Source organism: Labrenzia sp. 5N (assembly GCF_012395805.1).
In the GTDB taxonomy this organism is placed as follows: domain Bacteria; phylum Pseudomonadota; class Alphaproteobacteria; order Rhizobiales; family Stappiaceae; genus Roseibium; species Roseibium algicola.
Window position 1 is genome coordinate 201,831 of sequence record NZ_JAAZTM010000005.1, and the last position, 26,970, is coordinate 228,800.

Here is a 26,970-nt window from a genome sequence, read left to right on the forward strand (position 1 = left end):
TTTCTAGAGTAACTGTCTCACAAAATGACGAGGCAGTAATGCAGTATTTGAAGCGTCTCATTTGCCGACCCCTGCTTGCAGAGTTTACCGGCGATCGCAAAGCATCCATTTTGCCCATTTTCGGTATGCTGGTGATCCTGATCGTCGTGATCGCGGGGATTACCATCGACGTGTCCCGAACGGTGAATGCGCGCGAAAAACTGTCCTTTGCGATTGATGCCGCGGCACTTTCGGTCGCGGCAGACCTGTCGACCAGCGTCATGAGCGACGACCAGATCAAGCAAGCTCTGGCGGATTCCTTCAAGGCCAACCTGGCCGACGTCGAATTCCTGGACGAGGCAATCGACAATCTCGACTTCGTCGTCGATCCGGACAACGGCACCATCAAGGTAACGTCCACGGCCTCTCTCAAGAACTACTTCATCGACATGGGCGGTTACGGCAAGAGTGCCCTCGGCCCGGAAACATTCAGCTTCGGAACGAGCTCACAGGTCACCTACTCACGCTTTGACGTCGAACTGGCCCTCGTCGTCGACGTTACCGGGTCCATGCGCAACGACATGGATACGCTGCGGGATGCCTCCGAAGGCCTGGTGAACATCTTGATCCCGGATGGAACCGAAGAATCCGAAAGCAAGGTCCGTATCTCGCTGGTGCCATACAGCCAGGGGGTCAACCTGGGAGCTTACGCTTCCAAGGTGAAGGGCGGCCTCTTCGGCTATGCCGACAGCAGCAAATGCGTGACGGAACGCCAGGATTACGACGACGGCGAAGATCTCTACGAAGTTCGCTACACCGACAAGACCTACAATTACTACGACAAGACCGATCCGCCGCCGAAGGCCGTGTTTTACGGCGGTGGCAGCAACAATTGTTCCAGCACGTCGAAGATGATCCCGCTGACATCCGACCGGGACGAGTTGCTCGATGCGATCGCCGACCTGGATGATAACGGCGGTACGGCAGGCCAGACCGGCGTGGTCTGGGGCTGGAACAGCATCTCGCCGAACTATTCGGACGTATGGCCCCTTGCGAGCAAGCCGGAGCCTTATGACAACGAGGATGTTCTCAAGTTCGCGATCATCATGACCGACGGGGATAACAACCGGTACTACGAATACATCGGCGAACGGGAAGAATGCGACTGGGTTTATTCCAGACGCCATGGCTGGCAGTACAAGTGTGAGACGGTGACGGTCAATCAGTGGCAGGAACGCAGCGAAAGCGAGAGCTACAGCAACAATTCCTCAACGGCTCAGCGCGCGCTTTGCCAGGCCATGAAGGACGAAGGAATTTCGATCTTCGGCGTCTATTTCGGCACCAGCAACACCTCGGCCGGGTCGAGAAACATGCAGTCCTGCGCCAGCACGGGCAATTTCTACAAGGCAACGAGTTCGGACGAGCTGATCAACGCCTTTGCCAATATCGCCAAGAAGATCCAGCAGATCTACGTTTCGAGGTAACTGAACCCTTCCGGGATCGGATCGACAAAACTGAAAAAAAGGCTCGCCGGGTGGCGAGCCTTTTTGCATTTCACAGTCCGGAGTGTGCCGGTCAGCCGCGGTTCTGGCGGTTGTCGATCAGGTCGTCGACGACGGTCGGATCGGCCAGGGTCGATGTGTCGCCCAGGCTGTCGAAGCTGTCTTCGGCGATCTTGCGCAGGATACGGCGCATGATCTTGCCCGACCGGGTCTTCGGCAGGCCGGGTGCGAACTGGATCAGGTCCGGAGAGGCAATCGGCCCGATTTCCGAGCGGACATGCTTGACCAGTTCCTTCTTCAGCTCGTCGCTCGGCTCTTCGCCTTCCATCAGCGTGACATAGGCATAGATGCCCTGTCCCTTGATGTCGTGCGGATAGCCGACCACAGCGGCCTCGGAAACCTTCGGATGCGCCACAAGTGCGCTCTCGACTTCCGCCGTGCCCATGCGGTGACCGGAAACGTTGATGACGTCATCAACGCGGCCGGTGATCCAGTAGTAGCCGTCCTCGTCACGACGGCAGCCGTCACCAGTGAAATAGAGGCCCTTGTAGGTGGCGAAATAGGTCTGGACGAAGCGCTCATGGTCGCCATAGACCGTGCGCATCTGGCCTGGCCAGCTGTCCTTGATGACAAGGTTGCCTTCCGTTGCCCCTTCCAGGAACTTGCCTTCCGCGTCGACGATCGCCGGCTGGACGCCGAAGAACGGACGTGTGGCGGAACCTGGCTTCAGGTCGGTTGCGCCCGGCAGCGGGGTGATCAGGATGCCGCCGGTTTCGGTCTGCCACCAGGTGTCGACAATCGGGCAGCGCTTGTCGCCAACCACATTGTAGTACCAGGTCCAGGCTTCCGGATTGATCGGCTCGCCAACGGACCCCAGAAGACGCAGGGACTTGCGCGAGGTTTTGGTGACGTGTTCGTCGCCGGCGCCCATCAGGGCGCGGATCGCGGTGGGTGCCGTATAGAAGATGTTGACGTTGTGCTTGTCGCACACTTCCCAGAAGCGGCCCGGACCGGGATAGGTCGGAACACCTTCGAACATCAGCGTGGTGGCGCCGTTGGCAAGCGGGCCGTAGACGATGTAGCTGTGACCGGTGACCCAGCCCACATCCGCCGTGCACCAGTAGACGTCGCCTTCGTGATAATCGAAGACATATTCATGGGTCATGGAGGCGTAGACCAGGTAGCCGCCGGTGGTGTGCATCACACCCTTGGGTTTGCCGGTCGACCCGGAAGTGTAGAGGATGAAGAGCGGATCTTCCGCGTTCATCTCCGCCGGTGCACAATGGTCGGACACACGGTCCGCCTCGTCGTGGTACCAGACGTCTCGGCCGGCCTGCATGGCAATGTCGCCGCCGGTGCGCTTGACCACGATGACGCTCTTTACCGGCGCTTTTTCAGCAGCCTTGTCGACATTGGCCTTCAACGGCACCTTGCGGCCACCGCGCAGGCCCTCGTCTGCCGTGATCACGCATTCAGAGGCGCAATCCTCGATACGCTGGGCAAGGCTGTCCGGTGAAAATCCGCCGAAGACGATGGAATGCACAGCGCCGATGCGGGCGCAGGCAAGCATTGCATAAGCTGCTTCCGGAATCATCGGCAGATAGATGGTGACGCGGTCGCCCTTCTTGACACCCTGGCCGTGCAGCACGTTGGCGAACTTGTTCACCTCGCGGTGCAGTTCCTTGTAGGTGATGACCTTGTGCTCGTTCGGGTCGTCACCTTCCCAGATGATCGCGGGCTGGTCGCCGCGCTTTTCCAGGTGGCGGTCAACGCAGTTGGCCGAAACGTTGAGCGTGCCGTCCTCGAACCATTTGATCGAAACGTTGTGATAGTCGTAGGAAGTGTTCTTCACCTTGGTGAAAGGCTTGATCCAGTCCACCCGTTTGCCGTGCTCACCCCAGAAGCCGTCGGGGTCTTCCACGGAACGCTGATACATTTCCTGATATTTGGCATTGTCGACATGCGCCCGCGCGGCAACCTCCGCGGGAACGGGAAATACGGACTCAGTCATGTGAAACCTCCCAGAAACCACAATTGGACCTGCGGTAAGCGAGTTCTCCCTTCCGCGGCCTTGTTTTGCCGGGGCCATTATGCGTATGGCCCCTCAAAGCGTCCAGAACCTAGACTTGGTACTTTAGTCGGCGAGTCTTTGGTCTATGGCAAGGCCTAAGACCTTCAATCTCGTACGGATTTACGCGTATTTCCCGGCGATCACGTCAGCTCAGCCATCCGATCACGATACCCTGCACAAGCAGTACCCCGAGCCAGTGACCGCCGTCGATCAGCGTCAGGTTCCAGGACAGCCCTTGAAAGCGGTGGTTGACGATCTGCGTGGTCATGACGATGCCGACCCAGATCATCAGCGCGGAGATGATGCCGTTCCTGATATCGGCTCCACCGGTGTGATAGATCACGCCCGCGAAGACGAATGCCATGATGATCTGGCAGAAAAAGGCCGTTGCAAAGACAACCGGGTTTGGCCTCGTCTGCTCCTTGGTCAGACCGGCGGCGTTCATCCAGGCCTTGCCGAGGATGCCGTACCAGAGCGCGCCGAACAGGAAAGACACAATGGCGGCCGCAGCAACTGCAATCAGGTTGATACCGTCGAACATCATTGCAGGTCTCCCAACGTCATTTTTTCCTTGGCAATTCTGTCTACTTGCGACTTTTATCACACTTCGAGATTGCAAGTGTCTCTAAATTCGGCCCGTCTCGCCTATCTCCTTTCCGGATAAGGCTTTTTCGAAAATTCATTACAGGAGCCCAAGGTTTCATGCTCTTTTCAAAGCGACCTGTGTTTCGACTTATGGGAGCCGCCCTCATCGGCTGCACGATGTTCATGTCCCCTGCAGGGGCACAGACGGACACACCTTCTGATCTTTTGTTCGTCCTGGATTCTTCCAATTCCATGTGGGGCCAGATCGACGGTACCGCGAAAGCGGAAATTGCCCGGTCTGCCTTCGAAGGCTTTGTTGCCGGTCTTCCGGATGGAACCAGGGCTGGTGTGATGGCCTATGGTCACCGCCGCAAGGCGGATTGCGGCGATGTGGAAACGCTGGTGCCGGTGAGTGAGCTGGACCGCTCCAAACTGGTGCAAAGCGTCAAGGCGCTCACGCCGCGCGGCAAGACCCCGATTACCGAAACACTTCGGCAGGCGGCGGAACTTCTGGCGCAGAACGACCGCCCGGGACGGCTGATCCTGATCTCCGATGGTATCGAGACCTGCGGCGGGGATCCTTGCGCCCTCGCCGAGGCACTTGCCAAGTCCGGGGTCGATTTCAAGGCCCATGTCATCGGTTTCGACATCGCTTCCAAGGCGGATCAGGCCAAGATTGCCTGTATTGCGCATCTGACAGGCGGCACTTACTGGAACGCCAAGGACGCCGACGGCCTGACCGAAGCGCTGAAGGAAAGCGTCGCCGCGGTTGAGGAAAAAGCGTCGCTGCCTGTGACAGTCCTAACAGCAGCCGAAAAGGAAAGCGGCCAGCCTGTTTCAGGCCCTGTGCAATGGACAGTGGCAACCGTCGACGACGAGACCGTGGTTGCGTCCGGCATGACAGGTGGCAGCGTCGAGGTCGAGCTCGAGCCGGGATCCTACGTCGTCAGTGCAGAACTTGGTGAAAAGGCAGGCGGTGCATCGCTTGAGGTGTCCGACAAGGGCGGCCAGCAGACTGTTCTTCTCGACGGCAATCTTCCCGAGGCGAGTGTCACGCCCGCCTCCCCTGAAGCACCTGCAACCTCGCTGCTGGAAGTTGCCTTTGAAGGCCCGGGCCTGGATGGTGATTTCCTGCGTGTCGTCACCCCGGACGGAAACAGGCTCGAACGGGATCTCTGGGTGTATGTGCGCGACGGTAATCCCGCCAAACTGGCCCTGCCAACCCAGCCGGGTGACTATGAAATCGTCTATGTCTGGGCCGATAGCGGTGAACGTGTTCTGGCCAAGGCACCGATCAAAGTGACCGAAGTTCAGGCAATCCTGACCTACGCCCCCGAAGTTGCCGCCGGTCAGCCGGTGGAGATTGCCTTTGAAGGTCCGAACGGGCCGGAGGACTGGATCGGGATCGTTCCGAAGGACGGCACGGTTGACGATTACCAGGGCCGCTGGAAAGGCACTGCCGACGGGTCTCCCGTCACCCTTCAGGCACCGAGCGAAGCCGGCACTTATGATGTCATCTATGTCACCGGCATCGACCAGACGATCCTGACGCGCCAACCGCTAACTGTTGGCGAAAGTGCAGCAACGCTTCAGGCCGACAGCACGGTTGAGGCGGCCGGCAGACTGAACGTGACCTGGAGCGGCCCGAAGGCGCCCGACGACTGGATCGGCATCGCGCCGGTCGGCTCCGACCCTTCGGCCTATGTGACCTACGAACGTCCCGATGGAGACAGCGTCTCGATCATCGCGCCACTGGCTCGGGGCGATTACGAGTTGCGTTACATTCTCTCGACGTCCGACGGATCGAAGATCCTGGCCAGCCAACCTTTGAAGATCACGGATCCGAAGGTGACGCTGGAGGGCCCGTCCGAAGTTCCGGCTGCCAGCTATGTCAGCGTAAAGGCGAGCGGCCCGGCCAACAGCAGCAACTTCATCGGTTTTGCCGAACCGTCTCAGGATGCCTGGAGTACGGCGCCAGGGGCCTGGGAGATTGCGGACAACATCTCCAACGGCGTTGTGGAGGTGCGGACACCGGAAGAGCCGGGCACTTACGAGCTGCGCTTCGTGCTGTCCGCAGGTGACGCGGAAATCGTTGCGCGGCAGACCGTGACGGTGAAATAGCGCGACCGGTCATCAACGAAAATCGGAGCCCGCCGCTGAAAAGTTGCGGGCTTCTCTCTGTTCGGAGCTACTGTTTCAGCCAGACGGAAAGCTGTCCGCAAGGCTCGAAACCGAGTTGCCGATAGACCGGTAGCACGCTTGCATCATTTTCGTAGGTGCAAATCGACCGGTTCGGAAACGGTTCCAGAAGATCATGCAGAGCACTGTAGAGCCAGGTCTTGCGGCAGAAGACGTTTGAAAGGCCAAGGATATCCTTGCCGTCAAGCTTCGGACCGGTGTTGAAGACCGCCCCTGCCTTCACCTTGCCGTCCTTGATGATGGCGGCGAAATCAATGGTTTTGCGTTCCAGCAGCCTGGACGGGAAAACGGCATGGAGGCTTTCGTTCTCGTTCCAGCCGGCCAGCCACTTCTTCAGGCTTTCCGATGTCGCCACCTTGTGCCAATCGGAGCTGATCGGGGCACGTTTGGCACTTGGCGGCGGACGAAACAGCCAGGTGCCGGTAAAAAGCCTCTGAAAGCCGTAAGGTGCCAGATCCAGACTGTCGAAACTGTCCTTTACCCCGGCCCCCTTCGGCAAATCGGGCAGCGCGGCATAAAAATCCGCTCCCTGCTTCGGCGACAGGGTGACGATGTTCGGATAGAGCGGCAGGGCCTTGTCCCGAGCGCACCAGAACCCTGCATGAAATTCGGTTTTCGCACCTGCGGTTTTCAGGACCGCATCGCACCAGAGCGCATTGTTATGCGCGCAGGCATCCTGTCTGCCAGCGATCATTCGGCCATCAACATCGAAGATTTAAGCGTTCAGCCCACCCTTTTGGACGATGAAGTCTACCACGGATTCGACGCCCTCTCCCGCCTTTGTATTGGCGAAAACAAAGGGTCGTTCCTTGCGCATCTTCTTTGCATCCCGGTCCATGACCTCCAGATTGACGCCGACATAGGGCGCAAGGTCGGTCTTGTTGATGATCAGGAGATCGGAGCGCGTGATGCCCGGCCCGCCCTTGCGCGGAATTTCCTCGCCGGCGGCAACATCGATCACGTAGATCGTCAGGTCGGCGAGCTCCGGTGAAAAGGTTGCGGCCAGGTTGTCACCGCCGGATTCGATCAGGATCAGGTCGAGATCCGGGATGCTTTTGGTCAGGTCCGCTACCGCTGCCAGATTGATGGAGGCGTCTTCACGGATTGCCGTATGCGGGCAGCCGCCGGTCTCGACACCGCGAATGCGGTCACTGGTCAAGGCCTGCGAGCGCATCAGGGCTTCGGCGTCCTCGCTTGTGTAGATGTCATTGGTGATGACGGCGAGCGAGTAGCGGTCACGCATGGCCTTGCACAGCTTGTCGGTCAGCGTGGTCTTGCCGGAACCGACGGGACCGCCGATGCCGACGCGCAAGGGACCATTTTGGGAAGTCATGAACGGAACAACCTCGAATACTGGGTTTCATGTGCCATGGAGGCGATATCTGCAAGGAAGGTGGAGGTGCCGAGATCGTCAAGACCTGCGGCCTCGGCCTCTTCTGCAATTTCGAAGATCACCGGTTCCAGACCAGCCAGCACCTTCTGGCCGTCGCTCTGGCCAAGCGGCACCACCCGCACGGCAACGGAAATCAGATTGGCCGCGAAAGCATGCAGGAAACAGTGAAGCGCTGCATCCACCGGCAAGCCGTGAGCCGCAGCTGCAAGTCCCAGCACTACCGGGTAAGGCCAGGAGGTGTTTTCCTCGCCCGCGAATTCGTGAAACAGGCGTGCGGCCTCGGTGCCCGCTTCCGGCATCCAGCTGTTGCACACGGCTCTGAAAAAGGCGCTGCCCTGGGCACTGGATTCCAGATGCCGCTCCCTGGAGGGTTGCAGGGCCAGCCCCAGGTCACGCAGCTCGTCAACGGTCGCTCGATCTCCCGCAAGAGCGGCCCGGTAGGTTTCCTTCAGCAGGATGGCGTCGCTTCGTCCAGCGCCGAAGCGGAGGATTTCACGCAGCCAGACGCCAAGTTCCGCCGCACTTGCCACCCCGCCCTGCTCGATCACCTGTTCCAGCCCGTGGCTGTAAGTAAAGGCGCCGATCGGAAAGGCCGGTGAGAGAAAGGCCTGCAGCCGGTAGAGCGCCTGCGGTGACAGGGGCAGTCGCGGAGCTGAGGGCTCAGTCATGGGAATGTCCGGAATCGTGGTCGTGCCCGTGCCCGTGGTTGTGTCCATGATGATGGTCGTGGTCGTGCCCGTGCCCATGATCGTGGCCGTGGGTGCGACCATGGCCGTAGGCGCCGCCTTCCGGATCGAAGGGCGCGGATAGCCTGGTCAGCCGGCCGCCGAGCTTTTCCACCATGTCTTCAATCACGTGGTCCCGCCGGATCCGCAGGGTGTTGCCCATGAGCTGCGTCGGCAGGTGCCTGTTGCCCAGGTGCCAGGCGATCTTCACCAGGTGGGCGGTGTCGTCGGCGTGAATTTCGACCACTTCCTCAGGTTCTGCGAGAACTTCGACAATCCGACCGTCTTCAAGTTCCAGACCGTCGCCATGGCGCAAATGGATCGCCATCGGTTCATCCAGCAGGAAGGTCAATCCGGCTGCGCCTGTCAGAACTGCCCTGCGCCGATACCGGTCTTCCCGGTCAAGCGTGACCCGGTCGGTGACATCGCCGGTCCAAGTTTCGGCCTTGTGGATTTTCGCGACGCGGATCATGCGGCTTCCATCACCTTTGCCATCATGGCCTGGAAAGCGGGACGCTCCCTGAGGCGTTTGAAATAATCGTAGACCGGACCTTCTTTGGGCAGGTCGAACTTGGCGGCCAGTGCCCAGCCGGAGCAGTGCCCGACGATGATGTCGGCAATGGTGAAGGTTTCGCCCATGGCATAGGGACCGTCACCGATCAGCGTTTCCAGCGTTTTCAGGCCTTGCTCGAATTCGTGCCGGCAGACGTCCTTGACCGCCGGAACACGGACATCTTCGGGATGGATGAAGGTGTTCTTCGCAGCGGTCCAGAGCGCGCCTTCCAGCACATCGACACCGAACTGGGTGATGCTGTCCTGACGGGCGCGATCAAGAGTTCCGGCAGGAAAGGTAAACCGGCCGTGCTTGTCGGCCAGATAGGTACAGATTGCGACGGAATCGGTGATGACGGCGTCACCGTCGACCAGCACGGGCACCTTGCCGCTTGGATTGAGCGCCTTGACGGTATCCGACTGCGGCAGAGCCGGGTCAACCTCGTAAGGCTCGCCCAGTTCCTCAAGCAGCCACATCACCCGCATGGCGCGGGTCCGCGGAAATCCGACGATCTTATACATGCCTTTCCTCTCCCGAACGCGTTCTTGCGGAGCTTAGAACAGGAAGTAGCGCTGGGCCATCGGCAACACTTCGGCAGGTTCGCAGGTCAGCAGTTCGCCGTCGGCGCGCACCTCGTAGGTTTCCGGATGCACTTCGATCTTTGGCATCATGTTGTTGTGAATCATCGACTTTTTGGAGATTCCACCACGGGTGTTCTTGACCGGAAGCACCAAGCTGTCGAGACCTGCCTTGTGCTTGACGCCGGTGTCATAGGCCGCCTGGGACACGAAGGTGACACGGCTGTGCGTCAGCATCTTGCCGTAGGAGGCGAACATCGGCCGGTAATGCACCGGCTGCGGTGTCGGGATGGACCCGTTCGGATCGCCCATCGGAGCGGTCGCGATGGAGCCGAGCTTCAGCACCAGCGCCGGCTTGATACCGAAGAATTTCGGGTCCCAGAGCACAAGGTCGGCCAGCTTGCCGACCTCAACCGAGCCGATGTACTCGTCCAGGCCATGAGCGATGGCCGGGTTGATGGTGGTCTTGGCCATGTAGCGCTTGACCCGGAAATTGTCGTTCTCGCCGGATTCATCCGAAAGGCGGCCGCGTTGCACCTTCATCTTGTGCGCGGTCTGCATGGTGCGGATGATGATTTCGCCGACGCGGCCCATGGCCTGGCTGTCGGAGGAGATGATCGAGAACGCACCCATGTCATGAAGAATGTCTTCCGCCGCAATGGTTTCCTTGCGGATGCGGCTTTCGGCAAAAGCAACGTCCTCCGGAATGTCCTTGTGCAGGTGGTGACAGACCATGAGCATGTCGAGATGCTCTTCCAGCGTGTTGACCGTGTAAGGGCGTGTCGGGTTGGTGGACGACGGAATGACGTTGGGTTCGCCAACCACCTTGATGATGTCCGGTGCGTGGCCGCCGCCGGCCCCTTCGGTGTGGAAGGCGTGGATGGTGCGGTTCTTGAACGCAGCGGTGGTGTTCTCGACAAAACCGGACTCGTTCAAGGTGTCGGTGTGGATCATCACCTGGACGTCGTATTCATCGGCAACCGACAGGCAGTTGTCGATGGTCGCCGGTGTGGAGCCCCAGTCTTCGTGGATCTTGAGGGCTGCGGCCCCCGCCATCACCTGCTCTTCCAGCGCGGCAGGCAGGGAGGCGTTGCCCTTGCCGGCGAAGATGAGGTTCATCGGGAAGCTGTCGGCAGCCTGAAGCATCCGGGTGATGTGCCACGGGCCGGGCGTACAGGTGGTCGCGTTGGTGCCCGTTGCCGGACCGGTGCCACCGCCGATCATGGTGGTCACGCCGGAGCACAGGGCTTCATCGATCTGCTGCGGGCAGATGTAGTGGATATGAGCATCGATCGAACCTGCGGTGAGGATCTTGCCCTCCCCGGCGATCGCTTCCGTGCCGGGACCGACGATGATGTCGACACCGTTCTGGACATCCGGGTTGCCGGCCTTGCCGATGCCGACGATCCGGCCGTCCTTCAGCCCGACATCGGCCTTGACGATACCCCAGTGGTCGATGATCAGCACATTGGTGATGACCGTGTCGACGGCGCCGGCGGAACGGGGTGCCTGGGACTGGCCCATGCCGTCACGGATAACCTTGCCACCACCGAACTTCACCTCGTCGCCATAGGTGGTGAAATCCTTTTCCACCTCGATGATGAGATCGGTATCCGCAAGGCGCAGCCTGTCGCCGGTTGTCGGTCCGAACATGTCCGCATAAGCGGCGCGGGGCATCTTGTAGGCCATATCTAGTCTCCAATCGGCGATCAGAAATCGGTGTGTTTAATTCGCGTAGTCCTCAACCGTCGCATCCAGATCCTCTGTGCGTTTCATGGTGAGGACGATCAGGCAGTTCCGGTACAGTTCGTTGCCGCGTTTTCCGCCCCTGAAGGGGAAGCTGTAGGCGGTGCAATCCTTGTCGGCGTAGGTTTTCCAGGCGGCCTGGGCATCGTCGAGGCTGGCGGGGGCGCCCTTCAGCTCCTCCGGCAATTCCGCATCGATCTCGACCAGCCGTGCACGCAGCCGGTCGAAGGCTTCGTTCATGCGCGTGTCAGCGTCTTCCAGGGCCTTGTCGGCACAAAAGCTGCGTTCGGCTTCGGTCAGCGGATAGCCGCAGTCGATGTTGTCGTTGACCTTCTCTTCCTCAGCAACCGCCGTGCTGGCGGTGGCCAGAAACAAGGCTAAAGCAGGAAGGGTCACACCGCGCACAGGCATCAATTCCCCAGACCTTCACTGAGCTGTCTCAACTCGTCGATGCGGTTGCGGGTCAGATCTGCGCGGCAGCCGTAGACCAGCATGGGTTCCATGGTTCCGCCGCGGGCCAGAAAGCCGTAGGCGTCGCAGGCCTTGTCACGATAGGGGATCCAGGCACGCTGGGCTTCGCGCAATGTTTCGACCGCCCCTTTCAGCCCTTCCGGCAAATAAGCGTCGGTCTCGGTCATCTTTTCCATTGCGGATCTGTAGACCGCGTTCAGCTCCGCATCCGCCTTCAGCCAGTCGATGTTGGCACACTGGGTCATCTCCGACTGCGTCATGGCATTTTCGCAGTTGGGTGTTTCCTGCGCGGCGACAGGTCCGGCGAGCAGAAGACCGAGCCCGATCAGCGAAAACGAAAGAGATGATGCGGATCTGATCACAATTCGCCCATGACCTTCTGGTTGAAGCCGTAGACCGTGCGGCTGCCGCGATAAGGCACCAGCGTCACGGATCTGGACTGGCCGGGTTCGAAGCGCACGGCTGTGCCTGCCGGAATATCCAGGCGCATGCCGCGGGTCTTTTCCCGGTCGAAAGACAGGCCTTCATTGGTTTCGAAGAAGTGATAGTGGCTGCCGACCTGGATCGGCCGGTCACCTGTGTTGGCGACTTCCACCGTCACGGTCTCAAGGCCTGTGTTCAGTTCGATCTCGCCTTCGGCGGGAAACAGTTCTCCGGGGATCATGCTCGTCTCCTTGGAAATTGCGGTCAGCGGATCGGTTCGTGCACGGTCACGAGCTTGGTGCCGTCAGGAAAGGTGGCCTCGACCTGAACATCGTGAATCATCTCGGACACGCCTTCCATCACCTGGTCGCGTGTCAGTACCTTGGCGCCCGCGGACATCAGGTCGGCAACGGTGCGCCCGTCACGGGCCCCCTCGACAACAAAATCGGTGATCAGGGCGACGGCTTCCGGATGGTTCAGCTTCACGCCCCGTTCCAGGCGGCGGCGGGCGACCATCGCGGCCATGGAAATGAGCAACTTGTCCTTTTCGCGGGGCGTCAGGTTCATGAAAGAAAGTCCTCCAAATCAGCAATACCAGACGCGCGGCAGCGCCGTCATTCGGTATCCGGTGAGAAACGACATCAGGGCCGTGCGCAAGCCGCGGCCATCATTGGACACAAACCGGGTTATCAGCAAGCCGTTCCAGGCGCTGGCGGCCGCCTGGGCGGTTCCATCCGGCAATGTTTCGATCAGCTCTCTTGCCCTGGCGAGCCGGTCTTCGGCATCGGCGGAGCAATCGACAAAGGTTGCCGCGGCCAGGGCGCCGGCGGCCGTAGCCGGGCCGGTCAGCGCGTCGGCCGGGTCGCCATCCAGCCGGATGTCGTCAGCAAACACCAGCTTCCCGTCCCGGCGGATGCGCCAGCTGTCGCGGTAGAATACGTACTTGACCTGCTCGCCCATCGCCTTTCGGCCAAGGACGAAGGATTCGACCATCATCAGCCTTGCGTCACCTTCCAGATCCGCCTGCAGCGTGCGGCGAAGGCGCGAGGCGTTGAAAAGGATGGTTTCCTGAGGCAGCCATTCCAGGGTCGCACCGGGTCCGACCGTGAAATGCCCGCTCACCTGGGCGGTGCCGCCCGGGCTGCGGTAGGCACGTTCGGCCGTCTGGCTGGTCACAATTACGTGTACACCGGCGTCAGCGCCGACTTCATAGTCGAGCTGGTCGCCTCCGGTGAGACCACCGGCGGTGTTGATGAGAACGGCTGTGGCAGGGGTATCATAGACCTTCGGCAGGCGAACCTTGGCCGACCCGCTCTGATACAGATCGGTCAGACGGGTTTTGCCGTCCGGCGCCGAAAAACGCACCTTGCCGATGCCTTTCACGCGCTGCAGAACTACGGCTTTCCCGCCCGTTTCTGATGCCAGACCAGCATCATACATTGCTTGACCGCCCCCCCTGCGGGCTCATTCAGTCATTGTTATTTTTCACATCTGTTCAAATTGGTCCAGACCGTCGCCGGGCCGCAATGGGCAATATGCCCTCGGCAATCTTAGCAAGAGCCGGGCCAAGGCCGGCAAGTGGAAAGGCAAGACGACACCGGCCAAAAAAGTCCCTGTTTCCCGCAGCTTATCAATGCCTGCTCGCAAAAGTTGCTCAAAAATAAGGCAATTGCAAGAAAGATTGGCGTGGAGTGGATTTGAGGAAGGGGTTGCTCTCGCGCCGATGTTCCGGTTTTTTAAGAAGACAGCAGCTATTCATACTGCCATTGCCCAATTGCGACGTGTCATCCGCTGGATGACGAGCGAGGGAAACCGTGTTTTTGAGCCCGATTGGCCGCCTGACTTCCGTTTGTCTGACCGTAACCGCTCTTGTGATGAGTCTGGCCATGAGCCAGGCACGGGCGGATATAGGTGCCTATGTCCTGATCGACGCGAGTTCCGGCGCTGTGATCGAGCAGGAAAACGCCACGCGCAAGTGGTACCCAGCCTCACTCACCAAGCTCATGACGGCCTATGTCACCTTCAAGGCGATCCGCGAAGGCCGCGCCTCGCTCGACAGCGCGGTCGTGCAGTCCAAGAACTCCGCGGCCGAACCACCCAGCAAGATGGGGTTCAAGGTCGGGACGCGGTTCACTGTCGACACGGCGCTGAAGATCATTCTGATCAAGTCGGCCAACGATGTTGCGGTAGCGCTCGGCGAGTCGATCGCGGGATCTGAAGCCGGCTTCATCGCCATGATGAATGCGGAAGCTCAGCGCCTGGGAATGTCCAATACCCGGTTCTACAATCCGCACGGTCTGCCAGACAACCGGCAGGTGACCACGGCGCGGGACCTTGCCATTCTGGCCCTGGCGCTGCGCCGGGACTTTCCGGAATCCCGAAACTACTATGACCACCCGGGGATCCGCTTCGGCAAGAAGACGCTGCGGTCGGCCAATCGGGAATTCCTGCTGCGCGTGCCCGGCGCCAACGGCATGAAGACCGGCTACATCTGCAATTCCGGGTACAATGTTGCCGCCTCCGCGACGCGCGGCAACAAGACCTTGATCGCGATTATCCTTGGCGCGGGTTCCGGTCTGGAGCGCACCGCCTTTGCACGCCAGCTTTTTGACGAAGGGTTCCGCAAGCGCGGCGGCCGTAGCATCACGAGCCTTTCGGGCACCAGCGGCAATCCGCCGGCCGACGGTTATTGCCGGCGCAACAAGAGCCCGGGTCCCAAGGGCTACATGGCCCGGTTCGACATGGAAAAGGAAAAGCAGGGCGGGTTCCTGTTCTTCGCCAAGGCCAACAAGTCCGATGAGGACAAGCTCGACGACAGCGGTTTCAAGCTGTCCAACGGCAAACCGGACTGGGCAAAGATCCTTGATCGTACGCTCGGCCCTCGCCGGATTGCCTACCGTCCGCTGGATGTCGGCCTCGGCAACCCGAAAGGGTCGCCTTCCGTCAGCCCGGGCACCGTTCCCGCCGGTGCCGCCAGCGAAGCGGTCGCAGCCATCGCGGGCGAGGATATTGCCGTGGAAGACGTACCACTGCCGGTCGCCAATCCCGTGCGGCGGGCAGAAAACGAAATCCGGGCGAAGATGCAGCTGACGGCCAATGCCAAAACCGCAGGCGCAATTCCGCAGGGTGGCGATACCGTGTCACGCCCGGGAGCCGCGGTTGAACTTTCGAAATCTTCACCCGGATCGATCTTCCGCAAGGGTCTGGATTTCACCGTTCCGGTTCCTTCCCCAAGTCCTCGCAAGTAATTCGATTTCCAGATCTTTGACGGTGCCGATGATGTAGCGTTGCGGTTAACGGAGTTAACCTTTTATTTACGCTACTCCTTAACACTGCAGTAAGCATTTTTCTGGCAAAGGCGTGCTCCCTGCCGGACCTCGAAATGCCACTGCGGCACAGAATATGCCGGTACAACAGGTCGAGAGATCGCATGATGATTGAACCGAGATCCACCGCCACCATCAAGGCTCTGGCCAGCCTTGCGGAACTTTCCGCCAATCAACTGGAGGAAGGGGTTTCGGTCGACCATGTGATCGCCACCTTGCGAAAGGCGGCGGAGGCTGTCCGGCTCGTGGTTGATGTCGAGGCGGAAGAGGAACTGGACGACTTCGAGTTCGAAGCCGACAGCGACACAGACGTGGAAGCCGAACTGGAAGCGTCTGAAGCGGACATCGTCCAGGATCTGACCCCGATGGATCTGTCCGAGGACGAGGCCGACAGGAAAATTGTCGCCCTCGACAAGAAGGACGCCGAAGCGGCCTCCGAAGAAGACGACATCATCCTCAACGCGGGGTGATTCGGCGTCAGCCGGACGTTTTTCCAACTGAACAAGCCGACGTGGCGGGACCAGCATTTGCGCTGACCCGCCTTTCTGCCTATGTGTCTGCGGAAAGTCCGCCGGGTCCGATCAAGGACCGGCGAATGCATCTGGAGAGATACCATGGCCTCGCCGACACCGGTTGCCGAAGGACAAAAACCCAAGGGTCCGAAGCCCCCCATTCCCCTGTCAGTCCTGACCGGGTTTCTGGGGTCAGGCAAGACAACGCTCCTCAATCGGATCCTGAAGGATCCGTCGATGGCGGACACAGCGGTCATCATCAATGAATTCGGCGAGATCGGGCTCGATCATCTGTTTGTCGATCAGGCCGGCGACGGCATCGTGGAGCTTGCCTCCGGTTGCCTGTGCTGCACCATTCGCGGCGATCTTGTCACGACGCTCGAAAACCTGTTGCGCCGACTGGATAACGGCCGCATGGACAGGCTCAACCGGGTGATCATCGAGACGACGGGTCTGGCGGATCCGGCGCCCATCCTGCACACGGTCATGCTGCATCCCTATCTGGTGATGCGCTACCGGCTCGACAGCGTGATCACGCTTGTGGACGCGGTCAACGGTCTGTCGACCCTCGACAATCACGAAGAAGCGCGCAAGCAGGCCGCTGTTGCCGACCGGCTGGTCTTCACCAAGACCGATCTCGTTCAAGACGAAGGGGCGCGGGCCTCCTTCGACGCCCTCAAGCAGCGTTTGCAACAGCTCAATCCCGGCGCTCGCCGGCTGGACGCCCAGGCGGATGATGCAACTGTGGAAAATCTTTTCAACGCCGGTCTTTATGATCCGAAGAGCAAGATCCCGGACGTGGCTGCCTGGCTGAACGCGGAAGCCTACGAAGACCAGCAGCATGACCACCATCACGGTCACGGCCACGAACATGCACATGGCCATTCGCACGGGCATCACCACGATCATGCTCATGACGTGAACCGGCATAGCGATGCCATCCGGGCCTTTACCCTGTCGACTGATCGACCGGTGCCGGCGTCCGCGCTGGAAATGTTCCTCGATCTGCTGCGTTCCGCGCACGGACCGAAACTGCTTCGGGTCAAGGGCATCGTGCAACTGGCTGAAGATCCTGAACGGCCCGTGGTGATCCACGGTGTCCAGCACGTCTTCCATCCGCCAGCAACACTGGAAGCCTGGCCGGACGCGGATCACAGAACCCGCATGGTGTTCATCACTAAGGACCTGCCGGAGGGGTTCGTCAGGCGCATGTTCGAGGCCTTTTCGGGCGCCTTGCTGCCCGATACGCCGGATCACCAGGCCCTGACCGACAATCCGTTGGCGGTGTCGGGTTTCACCAGTCCGGTGAGGTAGGCGGCAGGTCCGCAATACCCCGGCGCTCTCCAATGGGATCCCTCATCCTGAGGAGCCGCGAAGCGGCGTCTCGAAGGATGGGCGGCACCCACAGGAACAAGTGGCCCATCCTTCGAGACGGGCCTAAAGGCCCTCCTCAGGATGAGGCTCTGAGATTTTGAGTAGCAGCCAGCGGTGACTGCACCATCGTCTCGGAAACTCAATCTTTCTTGCGCAGACGGATCAGTCCTTCCTGGGCGGTCGAGGCGATCAGGACCCCGTCCCTGGTGAACAGAGATCCGCGGTTTATACCGCGTGAGCCGGAAGATGAGGTGCTGTCGGTGGCGTAAAGCAGCCAGTCGTCGGCGCGGAAAGGACGGTGAAACCACATGGCATGGTCCAGGCTGGCGGCCTGGATCTTCGGGCTGAAGACGGACGTGCCATGGGGAAACAGCGAGGTGTCCAGCAACGTCATGTCGGAAGCATAGGCGAGGACACACTGGTGCATGCGTTCGTCGTCCGGCAGTGGGCCTGTCGCCCGTACCCAGACATACTGCTGCGGTGGCAGGGGCTTCTTGCTGAAATAATGGGTCATGTCGACCGGGCGCATCTCGATCGGCCGCTCGCGCTCCCAGTAGCGGCGGATGTTTTCCGGGGCCATCGACAGGAATTTTTCCTTCAGTTCCTGTTCGCTGGGCAGATCTTCAGGTGTCGGAACGTCCGGCATGTCGATCTGGTGCTCCAGCCCCTCTTCATGCACCTGGAAGGAGGCGGACATGGAAAAGATCGCTTCGCCGTGCTGGATCGCGACAACGCGCCGTGTGGTGAAGCTGCCACCGTCGCGGATACGGTCGACTTCGTAGATGATGGGGACTGACGGATCGCCGGGCCTGAGGAAGTAGCCATGCAGGGAATGGACGTGACGGTCTTCCACCACGGTGCGCGAGGCGGCAACCAGCGCCTGGCCGATCACCTGCCCGCCAAATACGCGTTGCCAGCCGACCTGCGGGCTGCGACCACGGAACAGGTTGCGTTCCAGCGGTTCCAGGTCGAGAATCTGGAGAAGATTATCAATGGCCGTGTTCATCGGCGCGATCCCTGTTAGATAGACGGCAGGTGATTTGGTTCGAGGCTTGGAGCCCCGGCACCGCACTCTTGGACGGCAGTTGACGTTAAAGTCAAGATGCCTTTAGGGAAACCGAAGGCAAGGAGAAGAAGACGATGGCGAGGAAAAAAAGCGTCCCGGACATGTTCGATGTCGTGATCGCAGGCGGCGGCTATGTCGGCCTGTCTCTGGCGGTGGCGTTGAAGCAGGGCGATGCCGGCCTCACCTGTGCCGTGGTCGATCCCAAGCCGATGGAAGACCTCCACAAGGATCCTCGCGCCTCAGCCATCGCGGCAGCTGCCTCACGCATGCTGTCGCAACTCGGCATCTGGCAGAAGATTTCGGGCGAGGCCCAGCCGATCAACGAAATGATCGTCACCGACAGCAAGCTTCGCGATGCGGTTCGGCCAGTCTTCCTGACGTTCGGCGGCGAGGCGACGGAGGGTGAACCCTTTGCCCACATGATGCCGAACGGCGTGATGATGCCTGCGCTCTACAAGGCGGCCAAGGCGCTTGGCGTGAGCTTTTTCGCACCGGGCACCGCGGAAACCTTTCGCACTCATCCAGACCACGTCGAACTGGCGCTGGAAGACGGGACCCTTCTGAAAAGCCGGCTGCTCGTTGCAGCCGACGGCGTGCGCTCCCGCCTGCGCGGCCTTGCCGGTATCCGGACGGTCAACTGGGACTACGGCCAGTCCGGTATCGTCACAACAGTGAAGCATGAACGGCCTCACAACGGTCGGGCGGAAGAACATTTCCTGCCTGCCGGACCATTTGCGATCCTGCCCTTGCCGGGCAACCGGTCGTCGCTGGTCTGGACGGAAAAGACAGCGGACGCCGACCGGCTTGTGCGGTCTGACGACTTTACTTTCGAACTGGAACTGGAACGCCGTTTCGGACATCACCTCGGCACACTGGAGCTGGACGGTCCACGCCGGGCCTATCCGCTCGGGCTGAAGCTGGCGCGTGATTTCGTCAAGCCGCGCTTCGCCCTGATCGGCGATGCCGCCCATGGCATTCATCCGATTGCGGGCCAGGGGCTCAATCTGGGCTTCAAGGATGTCGCGGCACTGGCCGAAGTGCTGGTGGATGCCCGTCGTCTGGGGCAAGATCTCGGCGGTTTCGACGTTCTGGAACGCTACCAGCGCTGGCGCCGGTTCGACACGTTCCAGATGGGCGTTGTCACCGACGTACTGAACCGCCTGTTTTCCAATGACAATGACGTGTTGCGCGCCATGCGCGATTTCGGACTTGGTATTGTGGACAGGATGCCGGGCCTGAAAACGCAGTTCATCAAGGAAGCTGCCGGTTTTGCGGGGCCGGTGCCGAAATTGCTTTCCGGCGAACCTATCTGATAGGAGTTGGATCGGACCGTCTTCCACTCCGCAGGATTTCCATTTGATGATTGCCAATCCGGAGAGTTTTTCCGCGCACCGGTCGATCCTGATTACGGGCTGTTCCTCCGGCATCGGCCTTTCGGCAGCCCACATCATGCGCGGGCGCAACTGGCGTGTTTTTCCGACTGCGCGGAGCCAGGCGGATGTTGACGGGTTGAGCGATCTTGGTTTCGAAGCCTTCCGCCTGGATTATGAGGATCCGGACAGCATCGAGGCGACGGCAAGCGAAGTTCTGCAGCGGACCGATGGTGCGTTGAGCGCGGTGTTCAACAATGGCGCCTATGCGGTTCCAGGTGCGCTGGAAGACCTGCCGACGGAAGCCCTGCGGTCGCTTTTCGAGGCGAACTTCATCGGCTGGCATGATCTTACCCGCCGGTTGGTGCCTGCAATGCGCGCCAACGGTTCCGGGCGAATCGTGCAGTGTTCCTCCGTACTGGGGTTCGTGGCACTCAAGTACCGCGGAGCCTACACCGCTTCCAAATTCGCGCTTGAAGCCTATTCGGACACGCTTCGCCAGGAACTGAAAGGTACCGGCATTCACGTCAGTCTGATCGAACCCGGTCCTATCGATACCCGGTTCACGCAAAACGCACTGGCGAATTTTCAGCGCTGGATCGGCGAGGATGGTCTGCAGGCGTCGCGGCATCGTAAGACCTACGAAAAGCGCCGCATCCGAATGGAGGCGGGAGAGCCCGGGCCGTTCAAGCTGCCGCCGGAGGCCGTGGTCAAACGGCTGGTGCATGCGGTGGAAGCAAATCGGCCGAAAGCGCGCTATCATGTAACAATTCCGACCACCGTCATGGCGGTGGCCAAACGGGTGCTGCCGACCAGTCTGCTCGACCGGTTCTGCATCTGGGCTGCCGACGGCGAGGAATAGCTGCCTGCCGACAGGTGGCTGCGCCGGACAGTGGTGAAACAAGGAAAACGAAATGGCAGATCTGATCAACTTTCTCATTCCCGTCGGCCTCGCCGCGGTTGCACTCGTGTTGCTGCTCGGCATCTGGAACATGTTCCGTCACGGGCCGGCCAACCGCTCGCAGCTCCTGATGCGCTGGCGTGTCGGTCTTCAGTTTCTGGTGATTGTCCTGGTGATGGGCGGTCTCTACTTTTTCGGCACCGGCCACTAAGACAAGATAACCGGACACTACTGGAGGAACTGGGGGCACAATGGTTGTTCTGAACAAGATCTATACGAAGACGGGTGACGACGGCACGACCGCGCTGGGTTCCGGAGAACGGCGCCGAAAGAGCGACCTCAGGATCGAGGCATACGGGACCGTCGACGAGACCAACTCCGTGGTTGGTCTGATTCGCCTTCAGACCGGGCAGTCTGCGCCGGAGGTCGACCAGTCGCTCGGCAGGATCCAGAACGACCTGTTCGACCTGGGGGCCGATCTTGCAACGCCGGAAACGGGTGAGGACCTTGGGTACGAGCCGCTTCGGATCACCGACGCCCAGGTCACGGCGATCGAACAGGCGATTGACGTCCTCAATGCGGAGCTCAAGCCGCTGCGTTCCTTCGTGCTGCCGGGTGGCAGTCCTGCCGCTGCCTACCTGCATCTGGCCCGCACGGTCTCACGCCGGGCAGAACGTCTGATGGTGGAACTGGCAGCCCGCGAGCAGATCAATCCCGCTGCCGTGCGCTACATGAACCGCCTGTCGGACTATTTCTTCGTTGCCTCGCGGTACCTGAATGAAAAGGGTGAGCAGGACGTTCTTTGGGTGCCTGGACAGAACCGTTAGGTCAGTTCCCCTTGCCGGAGGCCTGGCGCTGAATGTTCATTCCCCTTCACGATCACAATCGGCTGGTCCATGTTCCCCGCCCCTTTGTGAACCTTTTCCTGATTGCCGCCAACATCCTGATCTTTCTTCTGTATCAGGGTGCAGGTTCCCAGCAGGCGGTGGCCGCGTCCTCCTATTCCTTCGGCCTTATCCCGGTTGTCCTGTTCGATATCCGGGATCTGTCGCCGGAGCTTCAGATGCTGCCCGACTGGATGTCGGTGGTCACCTATGCCTTCCTCCATGGCGGCTACATGCACCTCATCGGCAACATGCTGTTCCTGTGGGTGTTCGGCGATAATGTCGAGGATGCCATGGGCCATCTGCGATACCTGGTCTTCTATCTGCTGTGTGCAATAGCCGGCGGGTTGGCATATGCCTCCATCGACGTCAATTCGGATGTGCCGTTGATCGGGGCGTCCGGCGCCGTTTCAGGCGTTGTTGCCGCCTATCTGATGCTGCACCCGCGGGTGAAGGTGTGGGTGCTGGCACTGGGCCGGATACCCTTGCGCCTTTCCGCCGGATGGTTGCTCGGCGGCTGGATCCTTTATCAGATCGTCAATGCCGTGATTGCGTCCGATAGCGATGTCGCCTGGATCGCGCATATCGGTGGCATGGCGGCGGGTGCCGTGCTGATCGTGTTTTTCCGGCGCAGGGGTGTGCCCCTGTTCGATCGAAACATCGCCTAGGCACAGTTTTCAAAAAGAATGCGGACCGGTCAGGAAACTAGGCTGCTTTCCAAACGGCATCAGCAGTGCGGCAGGCGACTCCCCGGCGGCTGATCATTCGACCGTCAGCCAGCTTGATCCGTTCGCGGTAGGAGCGGCAGAAGTCGCCGGACGTATTTTTCCAGGTTTTCAGTGGCGTAATTGTGCCGCTCGCCCCACTCGAGGGGTTTCTCCAGCTCCGGTCCTTGCCGGAAACAGACTTCTCCAGCGCAGCTTGAAGCGTGGTTTCAGCCCGGTATTTGTCCGATGCTTGCAGTTTTGAAGCCGGTTTGCGTGTTTCCGCCGCGGCGGGTTCCTGCAGGGAGACAAGCGTGTCCTGCACTGACACAACGGAACAGCCTGTGAGGATATTTGCCAAAAAAAACAGAAAAAACGTCCCTTTCGGAACGTGAAACCCACGAAAAATCAAGTCCGATCCCGCCTCTTGGATCTATTGCCAGCCGTTGGAGATAGCCTCCCGTTCTTCCCGCGCGCTGAGGGACCCACCAGAAGGCTCGCTGTCACCATTAAACTGACGCCCGCCAAAGATGCGATCTAAAAAACCGCCTGAACCGGACTTTTGTGTGGCAGAGCTAAAAGAAGTTCGTTCTGACGAACCGCCGGACGACGAACCGCCGGATGACGATCCACCCGACGAAGAGCGGGAGGAGGAAGAAGAAGAGGAGCCTCCGCTGCGACCGGAGTTGCCTTTGCTTTCCGAGCTTCTACCGGCCGATTTGTTTCCTGCCGAACTGTTACCGGTGGAGCTTTTTCCGCTCGAACTGTTACCAGTTGAGTCGCCACCGCCCGAACGGCTGCCACCTGTGTCGCCGCCACCGGAACTGCTGCCACCGGTGCTGTCACCGCCGGAACTCTTGCTACCGCTGTCACCACCCGAACTCTTGCTTCCGCTGTCGCCGCCGCGGTCTCCACGTTCGCTGCGGCCTCCACGGTCACCGCGATCGCTGCGACTGCCGCGATCACCATGCGAATCTGCGGCCGCGGCAATGCTGTCCTTCATGTCGAACAAGGGGCTGAAGTAGACAAGAGAGAACATCATTGCCGCAGCTGCAACACCCGGCAGTATGCGAAACATCGCAGAGAGGCGGTCTTGCAATGTAATCTGGCGGGCGCGTTTCATCTGATGCGATTCAATTCGTAATAAGGGGTTTTTGGCGGTCGACGAGAGCGGTTTTACGACCTTCGCACGCATAACACCTGGGCAATCTTTGTTCTTCCCGAAGATAGTCTAAAAAAAGTCGGGATCAAAAGGTCTCCTTACGTGTTGTCTCGCTGAGAGCGGTTTTGCGGAGAACTCCTTGCCTGAAGATACGTTAAAGACGGAGATGATCCGTCTGCTCCCGAAGCTGAGGAGTTTTGCTTTAAGGCTGTGCCGGAATCCGGATCAGGCAGACGATCTGGTGCAGATGACATGCGAACGTGCAATCCGATCGCTCGACCAGTTCGATCCGGCCACCCGGCTCGACAGCTGGATGTTCCGGATTTTGCAGAATCTGTACTTCAATTCGGTTCGCGACACCGCAAACCGGGCCAGGCTTTTCGACCTTGCCATGCTGGATTTCGAGGAAAGTTACGACGGCGCGAAAGCCGCCGCCGACAGCCTGGAGCTCCAGAAAGTGCAGGATTTCATTGGCGAGCTGGAAGAAGACAACCGCGAGGTGCTTCTGAAGATCGCCGTTGAGGGCAGAAGCTACAAGGATGTGGCGGATGAACTCGGCGTTCCGATTGGAACGGTAACCAGCCGGCTCGCCCGCGCAAGACTGAAACTGCGCGAGTGGCTGGACTCGAACGATGCCCCGCAGGGCGTCAGGCTGCGCAGCATGCCAGGGGGTATGTGATGACATTTGATGAAAAGCGCGAACAGATCCTGCTTGCAAAGGATATCGGCAAGATCCTGGACGAGGAAGGTTCGGAAGAGGAGCGTGCAGCTCTGCTTCGCCGGGTCGACGCGACTGGTGGTGGACATGATCTGCTGGAGCAGATGTCCAAGGACAATACCATTCTGCAAAAAGCGGTTGCCGCGCCGGTGCCTGACGAATCAATGGCACGGTTCGAAGCACTCATCGAAAAGGAATTCGCCAAGCGCGAAGGTCCTGCGCCCCGTCATGCGCATGCGTCCTGGACAGGCGTGCTGATCCAGATCGCCGCCGCACTTGTGATGGTTGCCGGCACTTTCGGCTTTACCACCTACTGGATGCAGACGCGGATGGACAGTGCCGTGTCTTCTCTTGCCGCACATATGGAAACCGAGCGGATGCTCCTGGCACAGACCGTCCAGGAAGCGCTGGAAACGAAAGTCAGCGGCGAGCCCGTGTTCGTTGGGCAGGAAGGCGACTGGCGCGAGATCCTGACGCCGATCAAGACCTACCGCAGCAAGAGCGGGCACTGGTGCCGCGAGTACCTTCGCGAGACCACCTTCAGCAGGCTGGACCTTTCCATTCGTGGCACGGCCTGCCGGGACGAGAACGGCACCTGGGTGACCGTGTTCGCCGAACCGGTGTCCGACAAGTTCTCGCCGCAGACCCCCGGCATCTGACCGGGGACCGGCACCAGGAAAACAGAGAAGTCGCCGCGTGTTGCCGTAACAGGTGCGCGCGGTTTCCTTTTTGCGGTGAGCCCCGGTTTTCCACGCATTGTTGCGTTGCCGAACTATCATCATTGCGACGCATGTTTTTCCAAGCCCGGCAAATTGCCGCCTTAGACCTTTTACCGCAATTGACAGGTGCCGTGTCGGTCAGTACCGTCCCCCGCCATGCGCCACGATTGGCTCAATTCTGCCGTTTGTAACCTTGCGTCATGAAGGCAGAGAGCCGGAGAATGCGGTGCGGTGAAAGCCGGCCCAGCAAGAGGTTGAGACCAAATGAAGATCCTCGTACCCGTAAAACGGGTCATCGACTACAACGTGAAGGTCCGTGTGAAGGCGGATGGTTCTGGCGTCGATCTTGCCAACGTCAAGATGTCCATGAACCCGTTTGACGAAATCTCCGTCGAAGAAGCCCTTCGGCTGAAGGAAGCGGGCAAGGCGAGTGAAGTGATCGTCGTGTCCGTCGGGCCGCAACAGGCCACCGAAACGCTGCGCACCGGCCTTGCCATGGGCGCCGACCGCGGCATTCTGGTGAAGACCGACGACACCACCGAGCCGCTGGCAGTCGCGAAGATCCTGAAAGCGATCGTCGAAGCCGAAGAGCCGGGTCTCGTGATCCTCGGCAAGCAGGCGATTGACGACGACTGCAACCAGACCGGACAGATGCTGGCAGCCCTCCTCGGTTGGAGCCAGGGCACATTTGCCTCCAAGGTCGATCTGGGCGACGGCACTGTCGATGTCACCCGTGAAGTGGATGGCGGCCTGCAGACCGTGAAGCTGAAGCTGCCGGCCATCGTGACCACGGACCTGCGCCTCAACGAGCCGCGCTATGCGTCCCTGCCGAACATCATGAAAGCGAAGAAGAAGCCGATCGACGAAAAGTCTCCGGCCGATTTTGGTGTCGACACCACGCCGCGCCTCACCGTTGTCACCACCACCGAGCCGGCATCGCGCCAGGCCGGTATCAAGGTCGGTTCCGTTTCCGAGCTGGTCGACAAACTCAAGAACGAAGCCGGCGTCCTTTAAGACCCGTCGCAGGAGGATAAAACATGACAACACTTCTTGTGGCCGAATACGCCGGTGGCGAACTGAGCGATGCCACGGCAAAGGCCCTGACGGCTGCCGTCGCTCTTGGTGCCGACGTTCACGTCCTGGTCGCCGGCAAGGGCGTTCAGGGCGTTGCGGATGCCGCGTCCAAGCTTTCCGGCGTCGCCAAGGTTCTGCTTGCTGAAAGCGATGCGCTGGAGCACCAGCTGGCCGAGCCGACCGCCGATCTGATCGTCGGCCTCGCAGGCGATTATGACGCGATCGTTGCCCTGGCAACCGCCAACGGCAAGAACACCCTGCCGCGCGTCGCAGCCCTTCTGGACGTGATGCAGATCTCCGACGTGACGGCTGTTGTCGACGCGGACACTTTCGAGCGTCCGATCTATGCGGGCAACGCGATCCAGACCGTGAAATCCGGCGATCCCAAGAAGGTGATCACCGTGCGGACCTCCACGTTCGCGGCTGCGGAAGCAGGCGGTTCTGCCGCTGTTGAAACCGTTGCGGGAACGGACGGTTCAGGTCTTTCGGAATTCGTCGGCGAGGAGCTTTCCAAGTCCGACCGTCCGGAACTGACGTCTGCCAAGATCATCATTTCCGGTGGCCGCGCGCTCGGTTCTTCCGAGAAGTTCCAGGAAGTCATCATGCCGGTGGCCGATGCCCTCGGCGCGGCGGTTGGCGCATCGCGCGCTGCCGTCGATGCGGGCTACGCCCCGAACGACTGGCAGGTCGGCCAGACCGGCAAGGTGGTTGCTCCGGATCTCTACATTGCCTGCGGCATTTCCGGTGCCATCCAGCACCTTGCCGGCATGAAGGATTCCAAGGTGATCGTCGCGATCAACAAGGACGAGGAAGCACCGATCTTCCAGGTCGCGGACTATGGCCTCGTGGCGGATCTCTTCGACGTGCTGCCGGAATTGAAGGCTGCCGTCGAGTAACACCTGCGGCAAATTGATCACGGACCCCGGGGCGAATAA

General features: G+C 60.2%; 30 protein-coding genes. 14 read left to right on the forward strand and 16 right to left on the reverse strand.

Annotated elements, in window-relative coordinates; genetic code table 11:
* Positions 1-38: 38 nt before the first annotated feature.
* Complete coding sequence (locus HEP89_RS08335; protein WP_205838622.1) at positions 39-1,463, forward strand: TadE/TadG family type IV pilus assembly protein; 1,425 nt, start codon at positions 39-41, stop codon at positions 1,461-1,463.
* 91 nt (positions 1,464-1,554) lie between these two features.
* Here the strand turns inward: HEP89_RS08335 and acs are convergent, their stop codons facing one another.
* Positions 1,555-3,492, reverse strand: a complete 1,938-nt coding sequence (gene acs / locus HEP89_RS08340; protein WP_077291376.1) for an acetate--CoA ligase — start codon at positions 3,490-3,492, stop codon at positions 1,555-1,557.
* A 205-nt stretch (positions 3,493-3,697) separates the two neighbouring features.
* Positions 3,698-4,096 (reverse strand): DUF1761 domain-containing protein, encoded by a 399-nt coding sequence (locus HEP89_RS08345; protein ID WP_075282736.1) that lies wholly within the window; start codon positions 4,094-4,096, stop codon positions 3,698-3,700.
* A 158-nt stretch (positions 4,097-4,254) separates the two neighbouring features.
* Between HEP89_RS08345 and HEP89_RS08350 the strand changes: the two genes are divergently transcribed.
* Complete coding sequence (locus tag HEP89_RS08350) at positions 4,255-6,258, forward strand: VWA domain-containing protein (RefSeq protein ID WP_168691763.1); 2,004 nt, start codon at positions 4,255-4,257, stop codon at positions 6,256-6,258.
* 67 nt (positions 6,259-6,325) lie between these two features.
* Here the strand turns inward: HEP89_RS08350 and HEP89_RS08355 are convergent, their stop codons facing one another.
* The 11 genes from HEP89_RS08355 to HEP89_RS08405 are packed head-to-tail and all read right to left on the reverse strand — an operon-like array spanning position 6,326 to position 13,665.
* Positions 6,326-7,030: a hypothetical protein gene (locus HEP89_RS08355; protein WP_168687299.1), complete on the reverse strand. Its 705-nt coding sequence runs from the start codon at positions 7,028-7,030 to the stop codon at positions 6,326-6,328.
* A gap of 21 nt (positions 7,031-7,051) precedes the next feature.
* Positions 7,052-7,669 (reverse strand): urease accessory protein UreG, encoded by a 618-nt coding sequence (ureG, locus tag HEP89_RS08360; protein ID WP_023002497.1) that lies wholly within the window; start codon positions 7,667-7,669, stop codon positions 7,052-7,054.
* Positions 7,666-8,397 carry an urease accessory protein UreF gene (locus HEP89_RS08365; RefSeq protein ID WP_152505072.1) on the reverse strand — a complete coding sequence of 244 codons (732 nt, stop codon included), beginning with the start codon at positions 8,395-8,397 and terminating at the stop codon, positions 7,666-7,668. The genes ureG and HEP89_RS08365 overlap by 4 nt, the downstream gene beginning before the upstream one ends.
* Entirely contained in the window at positions 8,390-8,926 is a 537-nt protein-coding gene (locus tag HEP89_RS08370) for an urease accessory protein UreE (RefSeq protein ID WP_168691764.1), read from the reverse strand. The genes HEP89_RS08365 and HEP89_RS08370 overlap by 8 nt, the downstream gene beginning before the upstream one ends.
* Positions 8,923-9,528, reverse strand: coding sequence for a glutathione S-transferase family protein (locus tag HEP89_RS08375; RefSeq protein WP_168691765.1), 606 nt, complete (start codon positions 9,526-9,528; stop codon positions 8,923-8,925). The genes HEP89_RS08370 and HEP89_RS08375 overlap by 4 nt, the downstream gene beginning before the upstream one ends.
* Positions 9,529-9,561: 33 nt before the next feature.
* A complete protein-coding gene (gene ureC / locus HEP89_RS08380) occupies positions 9,562-11,274 on the reverse strand; it encodes an urease subunit alpha (RefSeq protein WP_168691766.1) in 1,713 nt (570 codons plus the stop codon).
* A 36-nt stretch (positions 11,275-11,310) separates the two neighbouring features.
* Positions 11,311-11,742: a lysozyme inhibitor LprI family protein gene (locus HEP89_RS08385; RefSeq protein WP_168691767.1), complete on the reverse strand. Its 432-nt coding sequence runs from the start codon at positions 11,740-11,742 to the stop codon at positions 11,311-11,313.
* A complete protein-coding gene (locus HEP89_RS08390) occupies positions 11,742-12,164 on the reverse strand; it encodes a lysozyme inhibitor LprI family protein (RefSeq protein WP_055660200.1) in 423 nt (140 codons plus the stop codon). Before HEP89_RS08390 ends, HEP89_RS08385 begins: the two co-directional genes overlap by 1 nt.
* Positions 12,161-12,466, reverse strand: coding sequence for an urease subunit beta (locus HEP89_RS08395; protein ID WP_023002504.1), 306 nt, complete (start codon positions 12,464-12,466; stop codon positions 12,161-12,163). Before HEP89_RS08395 ends, HEP89_RS08390 begins: the two co-directional genes overlap by 4 nt.
* Before the next feature lie 23 nt (positions 12,467-12,489).
* The gene (locus HEP89_RS08400) at positions 12,490-12,792 is read right to left on the reverse strand and encodes an urease subunit gamma (RefSeq protein WP_006936842.1); all 303 of its coding nucleotides are present in this window, start codon (positions 12,790-12,792) and stop codon (positions 12,490-12,492) included.
* Between the two features lie 18 nt (positions 12,793-12,810).
* On the reverse strand, positions 12,811-13,665 hold the full coding sequence (locus tag HEP89_RS08405) for an urease accessory protein UreD (RefSeq protein WP_168691768.1): 855 nt from the start codon (positions 13,663-13,665) through the stop codon (positions 12,811-12,813).
* A gap of 446 nt (positions 13,666-14,111) precedes the next feature.
* Between HEP89_RS08405 and HEP89_RS08410 the strand changes: the two genes are divergently transcribed.
* The 3 genes from HEP89_RS08410 to HEP89_RS08420 all read left to right on the forward strand — a co-directional run bounded on the left by HEP89_RS08410 (position 14,112) and on the right by HEP89_RS08420 (position 17,377).
* Positions 14,112-15,473 (forward strand): D-alanyl-D-alanine carboxypeptidase family protein, encoded by a 1,362-nt coding sequence (locus HEP89_RS08410; RefSeq protein ID WP_209014525.1) that lies wholly within the window; start codon positions 14,112-14,114, stop codon positions 15,471-15,473.
* A 182-nt stretch (positions 15,474-15,655) separates the two neighbouring features.
* A complete protein-coding gene (locus HEP89_RS08415; protein ID WP_168691769.1) occupies positions 15,656-16,021 on the forward strand; it encodes a hypothetical protein in 366 nt (121 codons plus the stop codon).
* Positions 16,022-16,165: 144 nt separating this feature from the next.
* A complete protein-coding gene (locus HEP89_RS08420; protein ID WP_168691770.1) occupies positions 16,166-17,377 on the forward strand; it encodes a GTP-binding protein in 1,212 nt (403 codons plus the stop codon).
* A gap of 199 nt (positions 17,378-17,576) precedes the next feature.
* Here the strand turns inward: HEP89_RS08420 and tesB are convergent, their stop codons facing one another.
* A complete protein-coding gene (gene tesB, locus HEP89_RS08425; RefSeq protein ID WP_023002509.1) occupies positions 17,577-18,443 on the reverse strand; it encodes an acyl-CoA thioesterase II in 867 nt (288 codons plus the stop codon).
* 134 nt (positions 18,444-18,577) lie between these two features.
* Here tesB and HEP89_RS08430 point away from each other — a divergent pair, with 134 nt between their 5' ends.
* Genes HEP89_RS08430 through HEP89_RS08450 form a run of 5 tightly spaced genes read left to right on the forward strand, consistent with a single transcriptional unit; the run spans position 18,578 to position 22,326 of the window.
* Complete coding sequence (locus tag HEP89_RS08430; protein ID WP_168691771.1) at positions 18,578-19,816, forward strand: ubiquinone biosynthesis hydroxylase; 1,239 nt, start codon at positions 18,578-18,580, stop codon at positions 19,814-19,816.
* A gap of 46 nt (positions 19,817-19,862) precedes the next feature.
* Positions 19,863-20,735 carry an SDR family oxidoreductase gene (locus HEP89_RS08435; protein ID WP_023002511.1) on the forward strand — a complete coding sequence of 291 codons (873 nt, stop codon included), beginning with the start codon at positions 19,863-19,865 and terminating at the stop codon, positions 20,733-20,735.
* Positions 20,736-20,787: 52 nt separating this feature from the next.
* Positions 20,788-20,985: a twin transmembrane helix small protein gene (locus HEP89_RS08440; protein WP_023002512.1), complete on the forward strand. Its 198-nt coding sequence runs from the start codon at positions 20,788-20,790 to the stop codon at positions 20,983-20,985.
* Between the two features lie 40 nt (positions 20,986-21,025).
* Entirely contained in the window at positions 21,026-21,601 is a 576-nt protein-coding gene (locus tag HEP89_RS08445) for a cob(I)yrinic acid a,c-diamide adenosyltransferase (RefSeq protein ID WP_023002513.1), read from the forward strand.
* Between the two features lie 32 nt (positions 21,602-21,633).
* Positions 21,634-22,326 carry a rhomboid family intramembrane serine protease gene (locus tag HEP89_RS08450; RefSeq protein WP_023002514.1) on the forward strand — a complete coding sequence of 231 codons (693 nt, stop codon included), beginning with the start codon at positions 21,634-21,636 and terminating at the stop codon, positions 22,324-22,326.
* Between the two features lie 37 nt (positions 22,327-22,363).
* Here the strand turns inward: HEP89_RS08450 and HEP89_RS08455 are convergent, their stop codons facing one another.
* Both HEP89_RS08455 and HEP89_RS08460 read right to left on the reverse strand, forming a co-directional pair.
* Entirely contained in the window at positions 22,364-22,693 is a 330-nt protein-coding gene (locus HEP89_RS08455; protein WP_209014529.1) for an RT0821/Lpp0805 family surface protein, read from the reverse strand.
* A gap of 102 nt (positions 22,694-22,795) precedes the next feature.
* A complete protein-coding gene (locus HEP89_RS08460) occupies positions 22,796-23,557 on the reverse strand; it encodes a hypothetical protein (protein WP_168691772.1) in 762 nt (253 codons plus the stop codon).
* Positions 23,558-23,690: 133 nt separating this feature from the next.
* On the opposite strand from HEP89_RS08460, the gene HEP89_RS08465 reads away from it, so the two are divergent.
* The 4 genes from HEP89_RS08465 to HEP89_RS08480 all read left to right on the forward strand — a co-directional run bounded on the left by HEP89_RS08465 (position 23,691) and on the right by HEP89_RS08480 (position 26,931).
* Positions 23,691-24,203 carry an RNA polymerase sigma factor gene (locus tag HEP89_RS08465; RefSeq protein ID WP_168691773.1) on the forward strand — a complete coding sequence of 171 codons (513 nt, stop codon included), beginning with the start codon at positions 23,691-23,693 and terminating at the stop codon, positions 24,201-24,203.
* Positions 24,203-24,901 (forward strand): hypothetical protein, encoded by a 699-nt coding sequence (locus HEP89_RS08470; protein ID WP_168691774.1) that lies wholly within the window; start codon positions 24,203-24,205, stop codon positions 24,899-24,901. Before HEP89_RS08465 ends, HEP89_RS08470 begins: the two co-directional genes overlap by 1 nt.
* Positions 24,902-25,225: 324 nt before the next feature.
* On the forward strand, positions 25,226-25,975 hold the full coding sequence (locus tag HEP89_RS08475; RefSeq protein ID WP_023002519.1) for an electron transfer flavoprotein subunit beta/FixA family protein: 750 nt from the start codon (positions 25,226-25,228) through the stop codon (positions 25,973-25,975).
* A gap of 23 nt (positions 25,976-25,998) precedes the next feature.
* Positions 25,999-26,931, forward strand: coding sequence for an FAD-binding protein (locus tag HEP89_RS08480; RefSeq protein WP_168691775.1), 933 nt, complete (start codon positions 25,999-26,001; stop codon positions 26,929-26,931).
* Positions 26,932-26,970: the final 39 nt, after the last annotated feature.

Bases quoted from the DNA above. Each gene is read 5' to 3' on its own strand.
- HEP89_RS08335 (WP_205838622.1), top strand. From the start codon at position 39: ATGCAGTATTTGAAGCGTCTCATTTGCCGACCCCTGCTTGCAGAGTTT.
- acs (WP_077291376.1), bottom strand. From the start codon at position 3,492: ATGACTGAGTCCGTATTTCCCGTTCCCGCGGAGGTTGCCGCGCGGGCG.
- HEP89_RS08345 (WP_075282736.1), bottom strand. From the start codon at position 4,096: ATGATGTTCGACGGTATCAACCTGATTGCAGTTGCTGCGGCCGCCATT.
- HEP89_RS08350 (WP_168691763.1), top strand. From the start codon at position 4,255: ATGCTCTTTTCAAAGCGACCTGTGTTTCGACTTATGGGAGCCGCCCTC.
- HEP89_RS08355 (WP_168687299.1), bottom strand. From the start codon at position 7,030: ATGATCGCTGGCAGACAGGATGCCTGCGCGCATAACAATGCGCTCTGG.
- ureG (WP_023002497.1), bottom strand. From the start codon at position 7,669: ATGACTTCCCAAAATGGTCCCTTGCGCGTCGGCATCGGCGGTCCCGTC.
- HEP89_RS08365 (WP_152505072.1), bottom strand. From the start codon at position 8,397: ATGACTGAGCCCTCAGCTCCGCGACTGCCCCTGTCACCGCAGGCGCTC.
- HEP89_RS08370 (WP_168691764.1), bottom strand. From the start codon at position 8,926: ATGATCCGCGTCGCGAAAATCCACAAGGCCGAAACTTGGACCGGCGAT.
- HEP89_RS08375 (WP_168691765.1), bottom strand. From the start codon at position 9,528: ATGTATAAGATCGTCGGATTTCCGCGGACCCGCGCCATGCGGGTGATG.
- ureC (WP_168691766.1), bottom strand. From the start codon at position 11,274: ATGGCCTACAAGATGCCCCGCGCCGCTTATGCGGACATGTTCGGACCG.
- HEP89_RS08385 (WP_168691767.1), bottom strand. From the start codon at position 11,742: ATGCCTGTGCGCGGTGTGACCCTTCCTGCTTTAGCCTTGTTTCTGGCC.
- HEP89_RS08395 (WP_023002504.1), bottom strand. From the start codon at position 12,466: ATGATCCCCGGAGAACTGTTTCCCGCCGAAGGCGAGATCGAACTGAAC.
- HEP89_RS08400 (WP_006936842.1), bottom strand. From the start codon at position 12,792: ATGAACCTGACGCCCCGCGAAAAGGACAAGTTGCTCATTTCCATGGCC.
- HEP89_RS08405 (WP_168691768.1), bottom strand. From the start codon at position 13,665: ATGTATGATGCTGGTCTGGCATCAGAAACGGGCGGGAAAGCCGTAGTT.
- HEP89_RS08410 (WP_209014525.1), top strand. From the start codon at position 14,112: ATGAGCCAGGCACGGGCGGATATAGGTGCCTATGTCCTGATCGACGCG.
- HEP89_RS08415 (WP_168691769.1), top strand. From the start codon at position 15,656: ATGATGATTGAACCGAGATCCACCGCCACCATCAAGGCTCTGGCCAGC.
- HEP89_RS08420 (WP_168691770.1), top strand. From the start codon at position 16,166: ATGGCCTCGCCGACACCGGTTGCCGAAGGACAAAAACCCAAGGGTCCG.
- tesB (WP_023002509.1), bottom strand. From the start codon at position 18,443: ATGAACACGGCCATTGATAATCTTCTCCAGATTCTCGACCTGGAACCG.
- HEP89_RS08430 (WP_168691771.1), top strand. From the start codon at position 18,578: ATGGCGAGGAAAAAAAGCGTCCCGGACATGTTCGATGTCGTGATCGCA.
- HEP89_RS08435 (WP_023002511.1), top strand. From the start codon at position 19,863: ATGATTGCCAATCCGGAGAGTTTTTCCGCGCACCGGTCGATCCTGATT.
- HEP89_RS08440 (WP_023002512.1), top strand. From the start codon at position 20,788: ATGGCAGATCTGATCAACTTTCTCATTCCCGTCGGCCTCGCCGCGGTT.
- HEP89_RS08445 (WP_023002513.1), top strand. From the start codon at position 21,026: ATGGTTGTTCTGAACAAGATCTATACGAAGACGGGTGACGACGGCACG.
- HEP89_RS08450 (WP_023002514.1), top strand. From the start codon at position 21,634: ATGTTCATTCCCCTTCACGATCACAATCGGCTGGTCCATGTTCCCCGC.
- HEP89_RS08460 (WP_168691772.1), bottom strand. From the start codon at position 23,557: ATGCGTGCGAAGGTCGTAAAACCGCTCTCGTCGACCGCCAAAAACCCC.
- HEP89_RS08465 (WP_168691773.1), top strand. From the start codon at position 23,691: ATGATCCGTCTGCTCCCGAAGCTGAGGAGTTTTGCTTTAAGGCTGTGC.
- HEP89_RS08470 (WP_168691774.1), top strand. From the start codon at position 24,203: ATGACATTTGATGAAAAGCGCGAACAGATCCTGCTTGCAAAGGATATC.
- HEP89_RS08475 (WP_023002519.1), top strand. From the start codon at position 25,226: ATGAAGATCCTCGTACCCGTAAAACGGGTCATCGACTACAACGTGAAG.
- HEP89_RS08480 (WP_168691775.1), top strand. From the start codon at position 25,999: ATGACAACACTTCTTGTGGCCGAATACGCCGGTGGCGAACTGAGCGAT.